The 14,689-nt window shown below is 62.3% G+C and carries 13 protein-coding genes; 7 read left to right on the top strand and 6 right to left on the bottom strand.

Features of this window, described 5'->3' with window-relative positions; all coding sequences use genetic code 11:
* Nucleotides 1-170 precede the first annotated feature (170 nt).
* From JG739_RS26420 to JG739_RS26435, 4 genes are read right to left on the bottom strand one after another with little or no spacing between them, the layout of a single operon-like run.
* The gene (locus tag JG739_RS26420; protein ID WP_202364076.1) at nt 171-1,241 is read right to left on the bottom strand and encodes an ABC transporter substrate-binding protein; all 1,071 of its coding nucleotides are present in this window, start codon (nt 1,239-1,241) and stop codon (nt 171-173) included.
* Nucleotides 1,226-2,104 (bottom strand): ABC transporter permease, encoded by an 879-nt coding sequence (locus tag JG739_RS26425; RefSeq protein ID WP_202364077.1) that lies wholly within the window; start codon nt 2,102-2,104, stop codon nt 1,226-1,228. The genes JG739_RS26420 and JG739_RS26425 overlap by 16 nt, the downstream gene beginning before the upstream one ends.
* Nucleotides 2,101-2,988 carry an ABC transporter permease gene (locus JG739_RS26430; RefSeq protein ID WP_202364078.1) on the bottom strand — a complete coding sequence of 296 codons (888 nt, stop codon included), beginning with the start codon at nt 2,986-2,988 and terminating at the stop codon, nt 2,101-2,103. Before JG739_RS26430 ends, JG739_RS26425 begins: the two co-directional genes overlap by 4 nt.
* Before the next feature lie 29 nt (nt 2,989-3,017).
* A complete protein-coding gene (locus JG739_RS26435) occupies nt 3,018-3,446 on the bottom strand; it encodes a hypothetical protein (RefSeq protein ID WP_202364079.1) in 429 nt (142 codons plus the stop codon).
* Here JG739_RS26435 and JG739_RS26440 point away from each other — a divergent pair.
* The 5 genes from JG739_RS26440 (at nt 3,433) to JG739_RS26460 (ending at nt 8,782) form a co-directional block, all read left to right on the top strand.
* Complete coding sequence (locus JG739_RS26440) at nt 3,433-4,590, top strand: fumarylacetoacetate hydrolase family protein (protein ID WP_202364080.1); 1,158 nt, start codon at nt 3,433-3,435, stop codon at nt 4,588-4,590. The two genes, JG739_RS26435 and JG739_RS26440, sit on opposite strands and share 14 nt — an antisense overlap.
* 269 nt (nt 4,591-4,859) lie before the next feature.
* Nucleotides 4,860-5,792 (top strand): substrate-binding domain-containing protein, encoded by a 933-nt coding sequence (locus JG739_RS26445; protein WP_202367656.1) that lies wholly within the window; start codon nt 4,860-4,862, stop codon nt 5,790-5,792.
* Nucleotides 5,793-5,911: 119 nt separating this feature from the next.
* The gene (locus tag JG739_RS26450) at nt 5,912-6,898 is read left to right on the top strand and encodes an ABC transporter permease (protein WP_202364081.1); all 987 of its coding nucleotides are present in this window, start codon (nt 5,912-5,914) and stop codon (nt 6,896-6,898) included.
* Between the two features lie 3 nt (nt 6,899-6,901).
* A complete protein-coding gene (locus tag JG739_RS26455; RefSeq protein ID WP_202364082.1) occupies nt 6,902-7,696 on the top strand; it encodes an ATP-binding cassette domain-containing protein in 795 nt (264 codons plus the stop codon).
* A gap of 63 nt (nt 7,697-7,759) precedes the next feature.
* Nucleotides 7,760-8,782: a LacI family DNA-binding transcriptional regulator gene (locus JG739_RS26460; RefSeq protein ID WP_202367657.1), complete on the top strand. Its 1,023-nt coding sequence runs from the start codon at nt 7,760-7,762 to the stop codon at nt 8,780-8,782.
* Between the two features lie 464 nt (nt 8,783-9,246).
* Here the strand turns inward: JG739_RS26460 and JG739_RS26465 are convergent.
* A protein-coding gene (locus JG739_RS26465) for an IS630 family transposase (RefSeq protein WP_446720497.1) occupies nt 9,247-10,190 on the bottom strand; the annotation gives its coding sequence in 2 pieces (ribosomal slippage) (nt 9,247-9,854 and nt 9,854-10,190; 945 coding nt in all).
* A gap of 219 nt (nt 10,191-10,409) precedes the next feature.
* Nucleotides 10,410-10,991: a TetR/AcrR family transcriptional regulator gene (locus JG739_RS26470; RefSeq protein WP_202364083.1), complete on the bottom strand. Its 582-nt coding sequence runs from the start codon at nt 10,989-10,991 to the stop codon at nt 10,410-10,412.
* 261 nt (nt 10,992-11,252) lie between these two features.
* On the opposite strand from JG739_RS26470, the gene JG739_RS26475 reads away from it, so the two are divergent.
* On the top strand, nt 11,253-11,507 hold the full coding sequence (locus JG739_RS26475) for a hypothetical protein (protein ID WP_202364084.1): 255 nt from the start codon (nt 11,253-11,255) through the stop codon (nt 11,505-11,507).
* Nucleotides 11,501-14,677, top strand: coding sequence for an efflux RND transporter permease subunit (locus JG739_RS26480; protein WP_202367658.1), 3,177 nt, complete (start codon nt 11,501-11,503; stop codon nt 14,675-14,677). Before JG739_RS26475 ends, JG739_RS26480 begins: the two co-directional genes overlap by 7 nt.
* Nucleotides 14,678-14,689 lie beyond the last annotated feature (12 nt).

The following is a 14,689-nucleotide window of genomic DNA, read 5'->3' on the forward strand; positions in this document are numbered from 1 at the left end:
CTGTTTCCCGACCTCGTTTTCGGTATCCTGGAGCGGCGCTTGGCGCGCAGCGCCGAGACGGTTGAGAGCGCTGGCCGGAGCGCGGTTGTGCCGAGCTGGACCACCCCTCATCCGACCGAGCTCCGCTCGGCCACCTTCTCTCACAAGAAGGGGAGAAGGGAAGGCCAGGTTCAGCCGCCAGCCTTGACCTTCTCGAACATCTTGGCGAGTTCGTCATTCTGTTTCATCGGCCCGGTGAAGACGGTAGTCTTCAGCATCACTTCCGGATCGGACGGCAGTTGCAGCTTTTCCAGTTCCTCCTTCGGCACCGCGGCGAAGGCCGAGCTGATTGAGCTGCCGTAACCATAGGCCTGAATCAGGTATTTTCCTGAATCCGTCTCCAGCCGGCTGTTGATGAAATCATAGGCGAGGTCGACATTCTTGGCGTCCTTGAGCATGACGAAGCCGCACGCCCAAGTCAGCATGCCTTCCTTAGGCTTCATGAACTCGACGGGTACACCCTGCTTCTTCAGCGAGGTGGCCGACGCGTTCCAGGTCATGGCGGCGACCAACTGGCCACTCGCCAGCGCCTGTTCGACCGAGGTCATGTCGGTGGTGTAGTTGGAGAGCAGCGGGCGCTGCTCGCGCAGTTTTTCAGCCACCTTTTCCATCTGTTCCGGCGTCATGTCGAACGGATTGACGCCGGCGAGAAGCGCCGCCACCACCGGCGTATCGTGGACGGCGTCGATTGTCGCCATGCGCCCGGCATATTGCTTGTCCCACAGCAGGTTCCAGCTCGGTTCCGGATTCTTCACCAGATCGGTGCGGTAAAGGATCGAGGTGTTGCCCCAATCCCACGGAATCATCCAGACCTTGCCGTCGCCGGCCTGCAGGTCGGGCAGGTTCTTGAAGACCGGAAAGATCGAATCCCAATTCTTGATGCGCTTGGTGTCGATCGGCTGCAGCAGGCCTTCCTTGTTCCAGCGCGCCACCTTGTCGTAGCAGGGATGCGCGACATCCGGGCGGAAACCGGCCTTGACCTTGGTGAAGGCGTCATCGTCGTCGCCGAACATCGAGGCCTCGACGCCATCGGGGTGTGCGGCGAGGAAGCTCTTGTTGAAGTCGGGAAGTTCGTAGCCCGACCAGGTGAAATATTGCAACTTGTCGGCCGCAAGCGCGACGGTCGACGAAAGCGCCAGCACGAAGGCTGCCAATCCGGCTTGGACTGTCTTGCGATTTATCGATTTCAGGTCGAATGCCATTGCAGTTCTCCTCTTTCGGTTTCTTCCGGTTTGGACAGGTTGGCGGGTACCGGCCGCCGAACGGCGGCGAGCCCGCGATGGCGCAGGATTTCGGCAATTGCCGCGATGACGAAGGACACAGCCAGGATGGCCGTGCCTAGCGCCATGACGGTGGGCAGCGATTTCGGGAAGCGCAGTTGGCTCCAGATATAAAGCGGCAGGGTCGGTTCGGTGCCGGCGAGGAAGAAGGCGACGATGAACTCGTCGAAGGAGGTCAGGAAGGCCAGCATGAACGCTGACACAATGGCGGGCAGGCTGAGCGGCAGCATGACCCGCCTGAACGTCGTCCAGTCGGACGCGCCGAGATCGAGCGCCGCCTCGCGGATGGTCTTGGGGATAGCGGCGAAGCGGCTCTTCATGATCACAACCGTCGTCGGCAGCGCCACCAATATGTGGCCGAGCACGATGGCGGTTCGCGATGGACCGAAGCCAATGAGGTTGACCAGGATCAGCAGCGAGATGCCGATGATGACGCCGGGGATCAGGATCGGCAGCCGCGCGATGGCGCTGATCGTGGCGGCAAGCGGCGAACGGCCGAAGAGATCCATGTAGGACACGGTGATGCCGCAGAGCGTGGCACCGGTGGCGGCAATTGCACCGATGACGAGGCTGTTGACAAGGGCGCCGGACAGCGCCGAATTGCCGGACAGCGTCTTGTACCATTCAAACGTGAAGCCTTGCAGCGGAAATGCCGCCTGGATCGAATCGTTGAAGGAGAAAAGCGGGATCAGCAATACCGGCAAATACAGGAATACCAGGTAGACAAGGACGTAGGCGCCGAGCCAACGGCCTCCTTGCTTTGCGTCTATGCGCGCGACGCTCATATCCGGCTGCCAAATCTGCGGTCGGCGGAACGCACGACCAGCACCACGGCAAGGATGACCAGCATGACGGCAACGGCGAGTGCTGCGCCGAACGGCCAGTCATTTGCCTTGCCGAACTGGGCCTGGATCAGCGACCCGATCATAGTGCTGGCAGGACCGCCGACCAGCGCGGGGGTGACATAGTCGCCGACCGTCGGCACGAAGACGACGAGAGCCGCCGCCAGCACGCCCGGCATCGAGTTCGGCAGCACGACGCGGCGGAAGCTGGTGAACGGTCTGGCGCCGAGATCGGAAGCAACTTCGAGCAGCGATTTCGGGATCGTGTCCAGCGCCACATAGATGGGCAGGATGGCGAACGGCGCATAGGCGTGGGCAAGCGTGACGACGACAGCGGCCGGCGTGTTGAGAAACGCCAGTGTCGGTTCGGACCAGATGCCGCTTTCGATAAGCGCCGAGTTCAGCACGCCATTGTAGGCAAGCACGATCTTCCAGGCGAAAACGCGTAAGAGATAGCTGGTCCAGAACGGCAGCGTCACCAGAAACAGCAGCAGCCCGCGCCGCCGTCCGGCATGGAAGGCCAGGTAGTAGGCGACGGGATAGGCGGTGACGACCGTCGCCAGCGTCACCAGGCCGGCAATGGCCAGCGAGCGCAGCGTTACCGTCCAGTACAGCGGGTCGGATGCCACGGTGATGAAATTCGCAAAAGTGAAACCCGCGCCCAGCAGCGAACCGTCATTGCTGCGAAGGGCGAGGAAAACCACGAGGCCGAGAGCGAACAGGATCAGGAAGAAGGTGACCAGCCCGCCCGGCAGCAGCATGGCCAACCGGAAACCCGTCGAGGACCTGGACTCCGGCAGCGGCTGCCTTGCAACGATGGTCGACATCGGGATTGCCCATCGAAATTTGAAATTGCTCAAGAATTTTTCATAATCATGAAACTGTCAAGCTGATTCCTGAATCGGCATAAAATCAGCCGCTCGAATGCATCCAGCATACGATTCCAGGCGATTGTCACGGCGACGTCGACCTGCCGAAAGGTTGGGATGGGGATCGGCCGGACTAGCGAAACGGTATGGGCAAGGGTCACCTGAACCCACGATTTCAAAATTTTGAAAGCGTTCGATCCAGGCATCAGCGGATTGAAGAGGATAGCGTCCGCCGATGCGAAATGCAGCGCAGGGCTCGACCGCGAGGAACGGGATAGACCTTTGGCGGGAATTTGTTGAAAGTGCCGCCGCCGCGGCCAGGCTTTTGATGGACCCAAGCTTTTGATGGACCATTGGTCGGCAGCGACGATGCAGGACAAAGATAGCAGAGGACCGCAAGCCATGACGAACGCCACCCTCCTGCCCGACGAGGGCCTCTTCATCGGCCGCGCCCGGACAAGCGACAGGTCCCATCCGCTGGTGGTCACCGTACGCGGCGGTACGGTCTTCGACATCACCTCGAGCATGGCACCAACCGTGCGCGACGTCTGCGAGATGCCGGACCCGGCAGGCTACGTCCACGCCGCCGCGGGCGAACCGATCGGATCGCTCGATGCGATCTCAGCCAACAGTTTCCAGGCCGCGCGCGATCCGCAAAAGCCGTACCTGCTCTCCCCCGTTGACCTGCAAGCGGTCAAGGCGTCGGGCGTCACCTTCGTCGTCAGTCTGCTCGAACGGGTCATCGAGGAGCAGGCGCGCGGCTCGGCGGAAAAAGCCGACGCCATTCGCGCCGACATTGCCGGACTGATCGGCCACGATCTGTCCAAGCTCAGGCCCGGCTCGCCGGAAGCGATGGAGATCAAGGCCAAGCTGATCCAGCGCGGCGCCTGGTCGCAATATCTGGAAGTGGGCATCGGCCCCGATGCCGAGATTTTCACCAAATGCCAGCCGATGGCGTCGGTCGGCTTCGGCGCCGATGTCGGCCTGCATCCGGTCTCCACCTGGAACAATCCGGAGCCGGAAATCGCCATCATCGCCGCCAGCAGCGGCAGGATCGTCGGCGCCACGCTCGGCAACGACGTCAATCTGCGCGACGTCGAAGGACGCTCGGCGCTGTTGCTCGGCAAGGCCAAGGACAACAACGCCTCGGCCGCGCTCGGCCCGTTCATCCGGCTGTTCGACGATGTCTTTTCCATCGGTGACGTGAAGCAGGCCACCGTGCGGCTGAAGGTCGAGGGCGAGGACGGTTTCTCGCTGGAGGGCGCCAGTTCGATGGCCGAGATCAGCCGTTCGCCGGAAGAGCTGGTTGCCGCCGCCATGGGTCCGCATCACCAATATCCGGACGGGCTGGCGCTCTATCTCGGCACCATGTTCGTGCCGTCGAAGGATCGCGGCGAAAAGGGCAAGGGTTTTACGCACAAGGTCGGCGACATCGTCACCATCTCATCGGAGAAATTCGGCGCCTTGGTCAACCGGGTACGGCTGTCACCCGATTGTCCGCACTGGACCTACGGCGCCAGCCATCTGATGCGGGACCTGGCCAGGGCCGACCTTATCTAGGTTTCCCTCCCCGACTGCGACTGAGAGAGATGTCTCGGCCGAATTGAGGATCCGCCTGCCTGGAAAATTATCAGGCAAACTGATGCAATCTGATGGGACTGCTGATGGCGCCTTGTCGTGCGCCAACTACCACTGGCAAATGGAGGCTTGCCATGTGTCGAAAAAGCGGATGCTCTGATGCATCCAGATCGGCGCCGGCAAGAAATACGATCAGGGTTTGCCGTGATCGTGGTGGAGGTGGAGGAGTTTTCAAAATGGGAGGAAATCAAATGCTGACGAGGCTACGACTATTTGTATTCGGCTTGATCGTGGCGCTGGCGATTCCGGCGGCGGCACAGGCCAAGACATTCTACTGGATTTCGCATGGCGGCCCGGCCGACCCGGTCTGGACCTACTTCCTCGCCGGCGCCAAGCAATGGGCGACGGACACCGGCAACACCGTCAACACCTCGTTCCACAATGGCGACGTGTCGTCCCAGCAGGAGGCTGTTCGCGCCGCCATCGCGGCCAAGGCCGACGGCATCACCACCACCAGTCCTGACCCGGGCAGCCTAATCGAGCTCGTCAAGGAGGCACGAGCGGCAAACATCCCGATCATCAACTTCAACACGCCCGATCCAAAGGCGGACTTCAACGCCTATGTCGGCGGCGACAACGTCACCTTCGGCAAGAACTGGGCGCAGTATCTGGTCGACAAGGGCCTGGTGAAGAAAGGCGATTTTGTCTGGATGCCGGTTGAAATCCCCGGCGCCACCTATGGCGTCCAGGAAGAAGAAGGCATCAAGAGCGTCTTCGAGCCGCTCGGCATCACCTATGAAATTACCGAAGCCACGCTCGACCAGGCCGAAGTCATCAACCGCATGGTCGACTATCTCACCGCCAACAGGGCCAAGGTCAAGGCGATCATCGGGCTCGGCGACCTGGTGACCGGCTCGATCAAGCGGGTGTTCGACCAGGTCGGCATCAAGCCGGGCGAAATCCCGGTCGCCGGCTGGGGCAACTCGCTCGACACCACCCAGGAGGTGCTGACCGGCTACGTCAATGCCGCGCAGTGGCAGGATCCGCAGGCGACCAGCTATGTGGCGCTTTCGATCGCCAACATGGCCGCCAGCGGCATTCCGCCCGGCTTCGACGTGATCACCGGCGCGCTCTACGAAAAGGACACCGCGCAGATCTACGACGACATTTTGTCCGGCAAATAAAACCGCGATCGGGATGGTCGCGGCACGCCTGCCACGATCATCCCCATCATCCCGCTGAGCCTCGAACCGCCTCACGCGGTGTCGGGCTTGGCCAGTTCCAACCATGGCGCGGGTCCAACGTGGAAAACAGTTCCATCATCCAACGCTCGATCGCCAGGCCGGAATTCGGGCCCTTCGTGCTGCTCGTCGTCGAGATCGTCGTGTTCTGGGGGTTCAACCACGACTTCCTGTCGCCGCAGAACATCAGCAACATACTCGCCTTCACGGTCGAGCTCGGCCTGATCGCGCTGGCGATGACGCTGTTGATGACTTCAGGCGAATTCGACCTCTCGGTCGGATCGCTGTTCGGTTTCTCGCCCGTCTTGATGTGGACGCTCTTCAACAGCGGCCTCACCTCGCTGGAGGCCGGCTTCGTCGTGGCCTTGCTGGTTGCCGCTTTCATCGGGCTGGTCAATGGCTGGTTCGTGACGCAACTCAAGATACCGTCCTTCCTGGTGACGCTCGGCATGCTGCTGGTGGTGCGCGGCACCGCTCTGTTCGTCACCAGCGGATTTCCGCAGCGGACCTGGAGCGCCGAAGGCAGCTGGCTCGCCGAGGCGCTGGTCGGCGATTTCTTCATCGGGCCGTTCCGTATCTACATGTCGCTGTTCTGGTTCATCGCAGCCGCGATCGCACTCGGTTATGTGCTGACACAAAGCCGGACCGGCAACTGGATCCAGGCTGCCGGCGGCAACCCCAATGCGGCAAGGGCGCGCGGCGTCAATGTCAGCGGCGTCAAGATCGGCCTGTTCATCCTGTCGTCGATCATGGCTTCGCTTGCCGGCGTCATCAGCTCGCTGCGCACCTCGGCGGCCAACCCGAACAGCGGCACCGGCTACGAACTCGAAGTCATCGCCATGGTGGTGATCGGCGGCACGGCGCTGACCGGCGGACGCGGCACCATCATCGGAACCGTGCTCGGCATCCTGATCCTGCGCGTGATGCGCAACGGCATCGTGCTGATCGGCGTGCCGGGCCTGGCCTACAACATCTTCATCGGCGCGATCATCCTCGGCATGATGGCGCTCCACTCATGGCTGGAACGCCGGCATCAGGCGGGGACTTGAACCATGACTGAGCCGCTTGTCCGCATGGAAAACATCCGCAAGCACTACGGGCGCGTGCAGGCGCTTGTAGACGTCAATTTCCATGTCAATGAAAGGGAGATCGTCGGTCTGCTCGGCGACAATGGCGCCGGCAAGTCGACGCTGATCAAGGTCTTGTCGGGTGCGGTCCCGCTGACTAGCGGCGACATCTTCATCCGCGGCAAGAAGGTGGACCTGCGCAGCACCAGCGACGCCATCGCCCATGGCATCGAGACGATCTACCAGGACTCGGCGCTGGTCACGCAATTGTCGATCGCGCGCAACCTGTTCCTCGGGCGCGAGCCGATCAAGCCGCCGCGTTTTCTCAACCGTATGGACCAGGAGGCGATGAACGTGGTCGCCCGCGATCTGCTCAAGCAGGTCGGCATCTCGAAGAACATCCCGCCGACCACACCGATCGGCTCGCTTTCCGGCGGCGAGCGGCAGGCGGTGGCGATCGCACGCGCCATGCATTTCGACAGCGACCTCATCATCCTCGACGAGCCGACCAACAATCTCGGCGTCGCCGAGACGCAAGGCGTACTGAGCTTCGTGCGCAGCGCCCGCGATTCGGGCCATTCCTGCATCTTCATCGCCCACAACATCCATCATGTCTTCCAGGTGGTCGACCGCATCGTCGTCATGCGCCGCGGCAAGGTGGTCGCCGACGATATCGACCCGAAAAACACCAACGTCGCGGAAGTCGAACGGATCATCACCGGCATGTCCGACAAGGAGATCCGCGACGCCATCGTCCAGGGCAAGCAATCGCAGGGCTGAGTGGCCGGTTGGAAGCCGGGTTAGTCGTATCTCTGGTACAGGATCACATCCGCTCCTATGACTATGAAAGCCACCGTTGCGGACATCGCCAGAAGCTGCGGGCTGTCGACCGCGACGGTCGACCGGGTGCTGAACAACCGGCCAGGCGCCAGCGCCGCCAACCGGCAGCGGGTGATGGAGGCGGCCAAGCAACTCGGCTATTTGCCGGTCGTCGATCAGGTCGTGCTGCCCTCGCGGCCGGCGCATCTCGAGTTCTTCCTGCCGATCGGCTCGAACGCCTTCATGGTGGATCTGGCAAATCATATCGAGGACTATGCGGCACGCCTGCCGCTCGTCGCCTCCTGCCGCATCCACAAGCTCGCCGGCATCTCGCCGAACGCGTTGCAGGCGGCGGTCGAAAACCTCTCGCTCAAGGCAAACGGCGTCGGCGTCATTGCGATCGATCACCCGAGAACGCGCAACATCCTGCGCGAGATCGTCGAGGTCGGCATCCGCCTGGTCACTCTGGTGTCGGACGTTCCGGGCGCACCGCGATCGGCCTATGTCGGCATCGACAACCGTGTCGCCGGGCGCACCGCAGCCCTTTTGATGGGACGTTTCCTGGGCGGTCGCACGGGCCATCTGGCGATGGTCGTCGGCTCACGCTCCTATCGCGGACATGAGGAACGCGAAATGGGCTTTCGCTCGGTGCTCAGCGAGGAGTTCCCCAATTTGACCGTGACCAGCGCCGTCGAGATCAACGACGAGCCTGATATCAGCTACACGGCGACGATGAAGGCGCTGCACAACGAGCCGGAACTGCTCGGCATCTATTGCGTCGGCGCCGGACGCTCTGGCGTGGCGAAAGCGCTGCTGGAAGCTAAGCCGCAAAGGAAGCCGGTGTTCATCTGCCACGACCTGACAAGGGCGACACGCGGCTATCTCGTCGACGATCTGCTCGATGTTGTGATCGACCAGAATGCACGGCTGATCGCCGAGCAATCGGTCATTCGCCTGCTCGGCTCGATCGCTTCCTCGGCGCCCTATCTTACGCGGAAACTCATCGAACCGCGCCTTGTCTTCAAGGAAAACGTGCCCGTCCAGTGATGCCGCGCTACGGCGGTCACTTGCCGATGGTTAAAATTCGGTTGATAACGCGAATCTGCACATCTGCTATGCATCTTTTTCTATTGCCGAATCATTGGGCAATTGATAGTTTTGCAGGTGTCGGCCATCTACTCCTCCCAGATGCGATGCCGACGCTGAGTGCGGCGCACCTCCTCCCGTGCCGTATTCGACATCAAGCCCGCTGCCACCTCCTCCCGGCAGCGGGCTTTTTTTGTTCCGGCTCCGGGTTGGGCAGAGGCTGGGCCATGACCATCGCCGGAACGAGTGTCGGTCCGCGTGTCGCATTTGGCGGCGATCGCCACCGGCTCGCTGGGACCAGCCCGCTGGGCATGTTGCCGCCGCGATCAGCGCATCCAACGGAATCCCGTCACACTTGTCACTCTCGCCAATTCGCTATCGCTCCTATCCTGCTGATCAACAGCAACAGCTAGAGCGGGATGAGATTACCTGCGGTCATAGCCTGAGTTTGCGAAGTAATTTGAGCACTCGAGCGGTGTGACGCGGTTGAGAATCTGGCCGATGGCGTTGCAGACCGTTTCAACGGTGCGCTTTGCGGCCTTTCGCAGCCAGTGCTTGAGCTTGGCGAAGAGCTGTTCGATCGGATTGAGGTCAGGCGAGTATTTCGGCAGGAAGAAGAGCCTCGCGCCGGCCTTTCGGATGGCGCGACGCACGGCCTTGCCTTTGTGGCTGCCGAGATTGTCCATCACAACGATGTCGCCCGGCTGGAGAGTGGGCACGAGAACCTTCTCGACATAGAGGAGGAACCTCTCGCCGTTGATCGGCCCGTCGATGAGCCAGGGCGCTTCGACGCGATCATGACGCAGCGCAGCCAGAAAGGTCATTGTCTTCCAGTGGCCATTGGGAACTTTGGCCTTGATCCGCTGTCCGACCGGTGCCCAACCCCTGAGCGGGGCCATGTTGGTCTTGGTCCAGGTCTCGTCGATGAACACCAGGCGGGCGGGGTCGATCCGGTCCTGATACAGAACCCATTGCCTCCGTCGGCGCGCAACATCGGGACGATCTTGCTCGGCGGCGATCAGCGTCTTTTTTTGTGAGACAGCTTCTCGGCGTGCACGAACTCCCACACCGAGCGGTAGTCAACCTTCAGGCCACGCTCGCCAAGTTCGGCCACAAGCCCGCGCAAGGTGAAGTCCTTCTCCCGGCAGCGCTCGACAAGCCAGTCGCGCCACGCTCCCGATATCTTCTTCGGCTTGTAGCCGCCCACTTGGCGGGGCGCCACGCTCCCCGTCTGTTCCACCCGCTTCAGCCACTCGATCGCCGCGCTGTAGCTGACGCCAAATCGAGCAGCCGCCGCGCGCCGCGAAAGCCCTTCAACCTTGACCGCCGCAACAACCCGTTCGCGCAGGTCCATTGAATATCCAACCATCAATGCTGGCCTCCTGCCCAGCAGCAAGGTTGAATCAGATCATCGCTGATTTGGGAATCCCACGACTCCCATAAATCTCATCCCGCTCTAGTGCCAGGAATTGTGCGGCGACGGACCGCAAAGGAGAAGCGCAATGACGGTACATCCGAACGGACAAAAGAGCAGTCGGCAGCGCGGCTCGCAATGAACACGCCACCGATCGTTTCGCCGCTTGCGAGACTATCTGGCCCTGAACGAGGTGATCAGGCCTTCCGCCATGCGGACAAACTGCGCGCTGGGGCCTTCGGCTCCGACGCTTTGCAGGCTGACACGGGCGCCTTCAAGCAGCAGCGACAATGTATCGGCGAGAAGTTCTGCCTGGCCGATGCCGGCATCCCGGCACAGGCCGACGAGACGGTCGCGCTGAGCCTGCTTGAGTTCCTTGATTACCGGACGGGCCGGATGGTCGGTCTCGCTCAACTCGATGGCGGCGTTGGCCATGTCGCAACCGCGGCCGTCCATCATCAGGCAATCGGCTGCCATCCGGACCCAGGCATGCAGTTGCGCAAGTTTGTCGCCCGGATGCTCCGCCTCGAACTTTTGCCACATCGCGTTGGCGCTGCATGCGGTCGCCCGCAGGCACTCGATGACCAGGTCGTCCTTGGACTCGAAATGACGGTAGAGCGTCATCTTGTTGGTACCGGCGGCCTCAGTGATCGCGTCGACACCGACGCCCTTGATGCCATGCTTGTGGAACATATCCCGTGCCGTCTCCAGGATGCGATCCCGGGGGCGGATGCGCTTCGCAGTGCCGTCTTCCATCAAAACCTCCTTGGTTTCGGGGTTTCCGAAAAATCCCTCGGTACACCTCTTGACTAGGGTGTTACCGGTCTGTAACTTCTAGATGTTACTTACTGGTAACACCCCCATTGCCTCGTGTCAATCTCGCAGGCGCCTGTGAACAGCCTCCGCCAAATCGGCCCAGGCATGAAACTGCGCCCCAGGCGACTTTGGCCGCGAACAGGAAGACCACCCGATCTGCGGCGGCGTACGCCGCAGATCGCCAAGCCAGGAGCCGCTACGATGTCGCAGCGCAAAGATTTGACGATCGACGAAGTCGTGAAGGATCCGATGATCCGGATGCTGATGAGGGCCGACCGTGTCGACCCGCACGCTTTCGAGACGATGCTGCGCAGCCTTGCGGACGCGCAGTTCCGCGGCCGCAAGGCGCCGCCTCGTTTCCTGGAAGATCCCGGGCAAAGCCGCGGCCGGCTGTCCAGGGTCGCCAGGGCCTTTGGCCAGGCGAGAGCATCGGGCGAGGCATGCGTGTCATGGTAAATTTCTTCATCCACCGTCCGATCTTCGCATCGTCGATCGCCGTCATCATGGTGCTCGCCGGGACGATCTGCTATTTCCTGCTGCCTGTCTCGCAGTTTCCCGACATCACGCCGCCGCAGGTCGTGGTCAGCGCCAACTATCCGGGCGCCAGCGCGCAAGTCGTGGCCGACACCGTCACGACGCCGCTCGAACAGCAGATCAACGGCGTCGAAGGCATGACCTACATGTCGTCGTCGAGCTCCAATGACGGGTCTTCGACGATCACCGTCACCTTCGAGGTCGGCTATCCCCTGAGCACCGCCGCCGTCGATGTCCAGAACCGCGTGTCACAGGCGGCGTCCTCGCTGCCGGCCATCGTCAACCAGGGCGGCGTGACGATCAAGAAGCAGAACCCGAACTTCGTCCTGATCGTCAACCTCACCTCGCCCGACGGCTCTGTCGATCCGGTCGCGCTCAGCAACCTCGCCTACCTGCAAGTGGTCGACCCGCTGAAGCGCCTCCCGGGCGTCGGCGACGTGCAGATCTTCGGCGAGCGGCGCTATTCGATGCGCGTCTGGCTCGATCCCGACAAGCTCGCCAATCTCGGCATAACCGCCGTCGATGTCCAGAACGCCATCGCAGAGCAGAATGTCCAGGTCGCGGCCGGCAAGATCGGGCAGTCGCCGGCGCCCGCGGGTACGGCTTTCGAAATGCAGGTCAACGCCGTCGGCCGACTGAGCGATCCCAAGGAATTCGGCGATATCATCGTGCGCGCCGATGCCGCGAACGGTTCGCTGGTGCGGTTGCGCGACGTTGCGCGCATCGAACTCGGCGCCCTGCAATACTCGTCATCGGCGTTCTTCGGCAAGGACCCGACCGTGGTGCTCGCGGTTTACCAGATGCCGGGCTCGAACGCGCTCGATCTGCAGCAGCGCGTCAAGGACAAGATGCAGGAACTGTCGGCCCGCTTCCCGAAGGGCGTCAGCTACGCCATGCATTACGATACGACACGTTTCGTTTCGGCATCGATGCACGACGTGCTGGTCACGCTCGGCGAGGCGCTGGTCCTGGTTGTCGCGGTGGTGTTCATCTTCCTGCAGAGCTGGCGCACCACAATCATCCCGACGATTGCGATTCCCGTGTCGTTGGTGGCAACGCTCGTCGTCATGTACATGTTCGGCTTCTCGCTGAACATGCTCAGCCTGCTCGGCATGGTGCTGGCGATCGGCCTCGTCGTCGATGACGCCATCGTCGTCGTCGAGAATGTCGAACGCCAGCTGGAGGCCGGCCTCAAACCGCTGGCTGCCACGCGCGCGGCGATGGCCGAGGTGACCGGCCCGATCATCGCCACGACCGCCGTGCTGATGGCCGTGTTCGTGCCGGTCGCCTTCATACCTGGCGTTTCCGGCCGGCTATACAACCAGTTTGCGCTGACGGTGGCGATCTCGTTCGGCATCTCCGCCTTCGTCTCGCTGACGCTCACCCCGGCGCTCAGCGCCGCCTTCCTGCGCCACCGCCCGGCAACGCAGTTCGTGCTGTTCCGCTGGTTCAACACGGGCTTCGATCGGCTGTCGCATGCCTATGCCAATGGTGTGCGCATCCTCATCCGTCTGCGCTGGATCATGCTCGGGCTGTTCGCGGCCGGGCTTGTCGCCACCTACTTCGTCTGGCAGCGCCTGCCCTCGACCTTCCTCCCAGTCGAGGACCAAGGCTATTTCTTCGTGGTCATCCAGTTGCCGGATGGGGCGTCGCTGGAGCGCACCGACGCAGTCGCCCGGAAGGTACGCGATGTCCTGCAGGACACGCCCGGCGTCGATATCGTCGGCTCGATCAGCGGCTTGAACTTCCTCACCAGTGCCGCCCAGTCGAACTCGGCCGTCGAATTCGCCATTCTGAAGCCATGGGATGAACGCGGCCCGGACCAGAGCGCCTCGAAGCTCGTCGCCGACGTGCGCTCGAAACTCATGGAAATCCCAGAAGCCTTCGCGCTGAGCTTCGATCCGCCTTCGATCCCGGGCATCGGCACGACCGGCGGCTTCGAATTCCAGGTGGAGGACCTGACCGGCCGTGGCAGCGCTGCGCTCAACGACGCGACGCAGGCCGTGCTGGCCGAGGCGCGCAAACAGCCAGAGCTCAACCCGCAGCAATTGTTCTCCTCGTTCTCGACCTCGACGCCGCAGTTCAACTACGACCTCGACCGCAACAAGGCGAAGCTGCTCGGTCTCAGCCTGCCTGACGTGTTCAGCACGCTGCAGATCTATCTCGGTTCGCTCTATGTGAACGACTTCAACCTGTTCGGCCGCACCTTCCGGGTGACGATCCAGGCCGACAAGGATGCGCGTGCGGGTGCGGCCGACATTTCGCGGCTCTATGTGCGCAATGCCTCCGGCGGCATGGTGCCGTTGAGCACGCTCGGCAAGCTGGTGCCTATCGTCGGCCCGGAAACCGTCCCGCATTACAACAACAATGCGTCAGCCCTGATCAATGGCGGTGCCGCACCCGGCTTCTCCTCGGGCCAGGCGGTCGCTGCGATGGAACGTGCCGCCGCCACGGCACTGCCGAAGGATTTCGGCTACGAATGGACGGGCATCACCTATCAGGAGCTCAAGGCCGGATCGATCGCCTCGATCGTCTTCGGCCTCGCCATGGTCTTCGTCTTCCTGATCCTTGCCGCCCAATATGAGAGCTGGGCCATGCCCTTCATGGTCCTGCTCGCGGTGCCGCTTGCCCTGTTCGGCGCCTTTGTCGCCCTGTTGATGCGCGGCATGCAGATCGACGTCTATTCGCAGATCGGCTTCGTCATGCTGATCGGGCTGGCGGCGAAGAACGCCATTCTGATCGTGGAGTTTGCCCGGCGCCGGCGCGAGGAAGGTCTCAGCATCGTCGACGCCGCAATGGAAGCGGCGCGCCTGCGGCTGCGGCCCATCCTGATGACCGCCTTCGCGTTCATCCTCGGTGTGCTGCCGCTGATGTTCTCCACAGGTGCCGGTGCAGCCAGCCGCCAGTCGATCGGCACCACCGTCTTTGGCGGCATGGTCGCAGCGACGATCCTGTCGCTGGTGTTCGTGCCGGTCTTCTACGCGGTGATCGAGCAGCTGCGCGAGCGCGGCAGCAAGAGCGAGCCCGTTGCCGAACCGACTGAACCAACTGCAAAACCCGCTTTCGCGCGATTGGCCGAAGCGGCCGAATAGGATTGGAGAATT

Source organism: Mesorhizobium sp. L-2-11 (assembly GCF_016756595.1).
Taxonomy (GTDB): domain Bacteria; phylum Pseudomonadota; class Alphaproteobacteria; order Rhizobiales; family Rhizobiaceae; genus Mesorhizobium.

What these genes read in the sequence shown, in the direction of transcription:
- JG739_RS26425 (WP_202364077.1), bottom strand. Translation starts at nt 2,104, where the DNA reads ATGAGCGTCGCGCGCATAGACGCAAAGCAAGGAGGCCGTTGGCTCGGC.
- JG739_RS26460 (WP_202367657.1), top strand. Translation starts at nt 7,760, where the DNA reads ATGAAAGCCACCGTTGCGGACATCGCCAGAAGCTGCGGGCTGTCGACC.
- JG739_RS26455 (WP_202364082.1), top strand. Translation starts at nt 6,902, where the DNA reads ATGACTGAGCCGCTTGTCCGCATGGAAAACATCCGCAAGCACTACGGG.
- JG739_RS26470 (WP_202364083.1), bottom strand. Translation starts at nt 10,991, where the DNA reads ATGGAAGACGGCACTGCGAAGCGCATCCGCCCCCGGGATCGCATCCTG.
- JG739_RS26430 (WP_202364078.1), bottom strand. Translation starts at nt 2,988, where the DNA reads ATGTCGACCATCGTTGCAAGGCAGCCGCTGCCGGAGTCCAGGTCCTCG.
- JG739_RS26420 (WP_202364076.1), bottom strand. Translation starts at nt 1,241, where the DNA reads ATGGCATTCGACCTGAAATCGATAAATCGCAAGACAGTCCAAGCCGGA.
- JG739_RS26475 (WP_202364084.1), top strand. Translation starts at nt 11,253, where the DNA reads ATGTCGCAGCGCAAAGATTTGACGATCGACGAAGTCGTGAAGGATCCG.
- JG739_RS26445 (WP_202367656.1), top strand. Translation starts at nt 4,860, where the DNA reads ATGCTGACGAGGCTACGACTATTTGTATTCGGCTTGATCGTGGCGCTG.
- JG739_RS26440 (WP_202364080.1), top strand. Translation starts at nt 3,433, where the DNA reads ATGACGAACGCCACCCTCCTGCCCGACGAGGGCCTCTTCATCGGCCGC.
- JG739_RS26480 (WP_202367658.1), top strand. Translation starts at nt 11,501, where the DNA reads ATGGTAAATTTCTTCATCCACCGTCCGATCTTCGCATCGTCGATCGCC.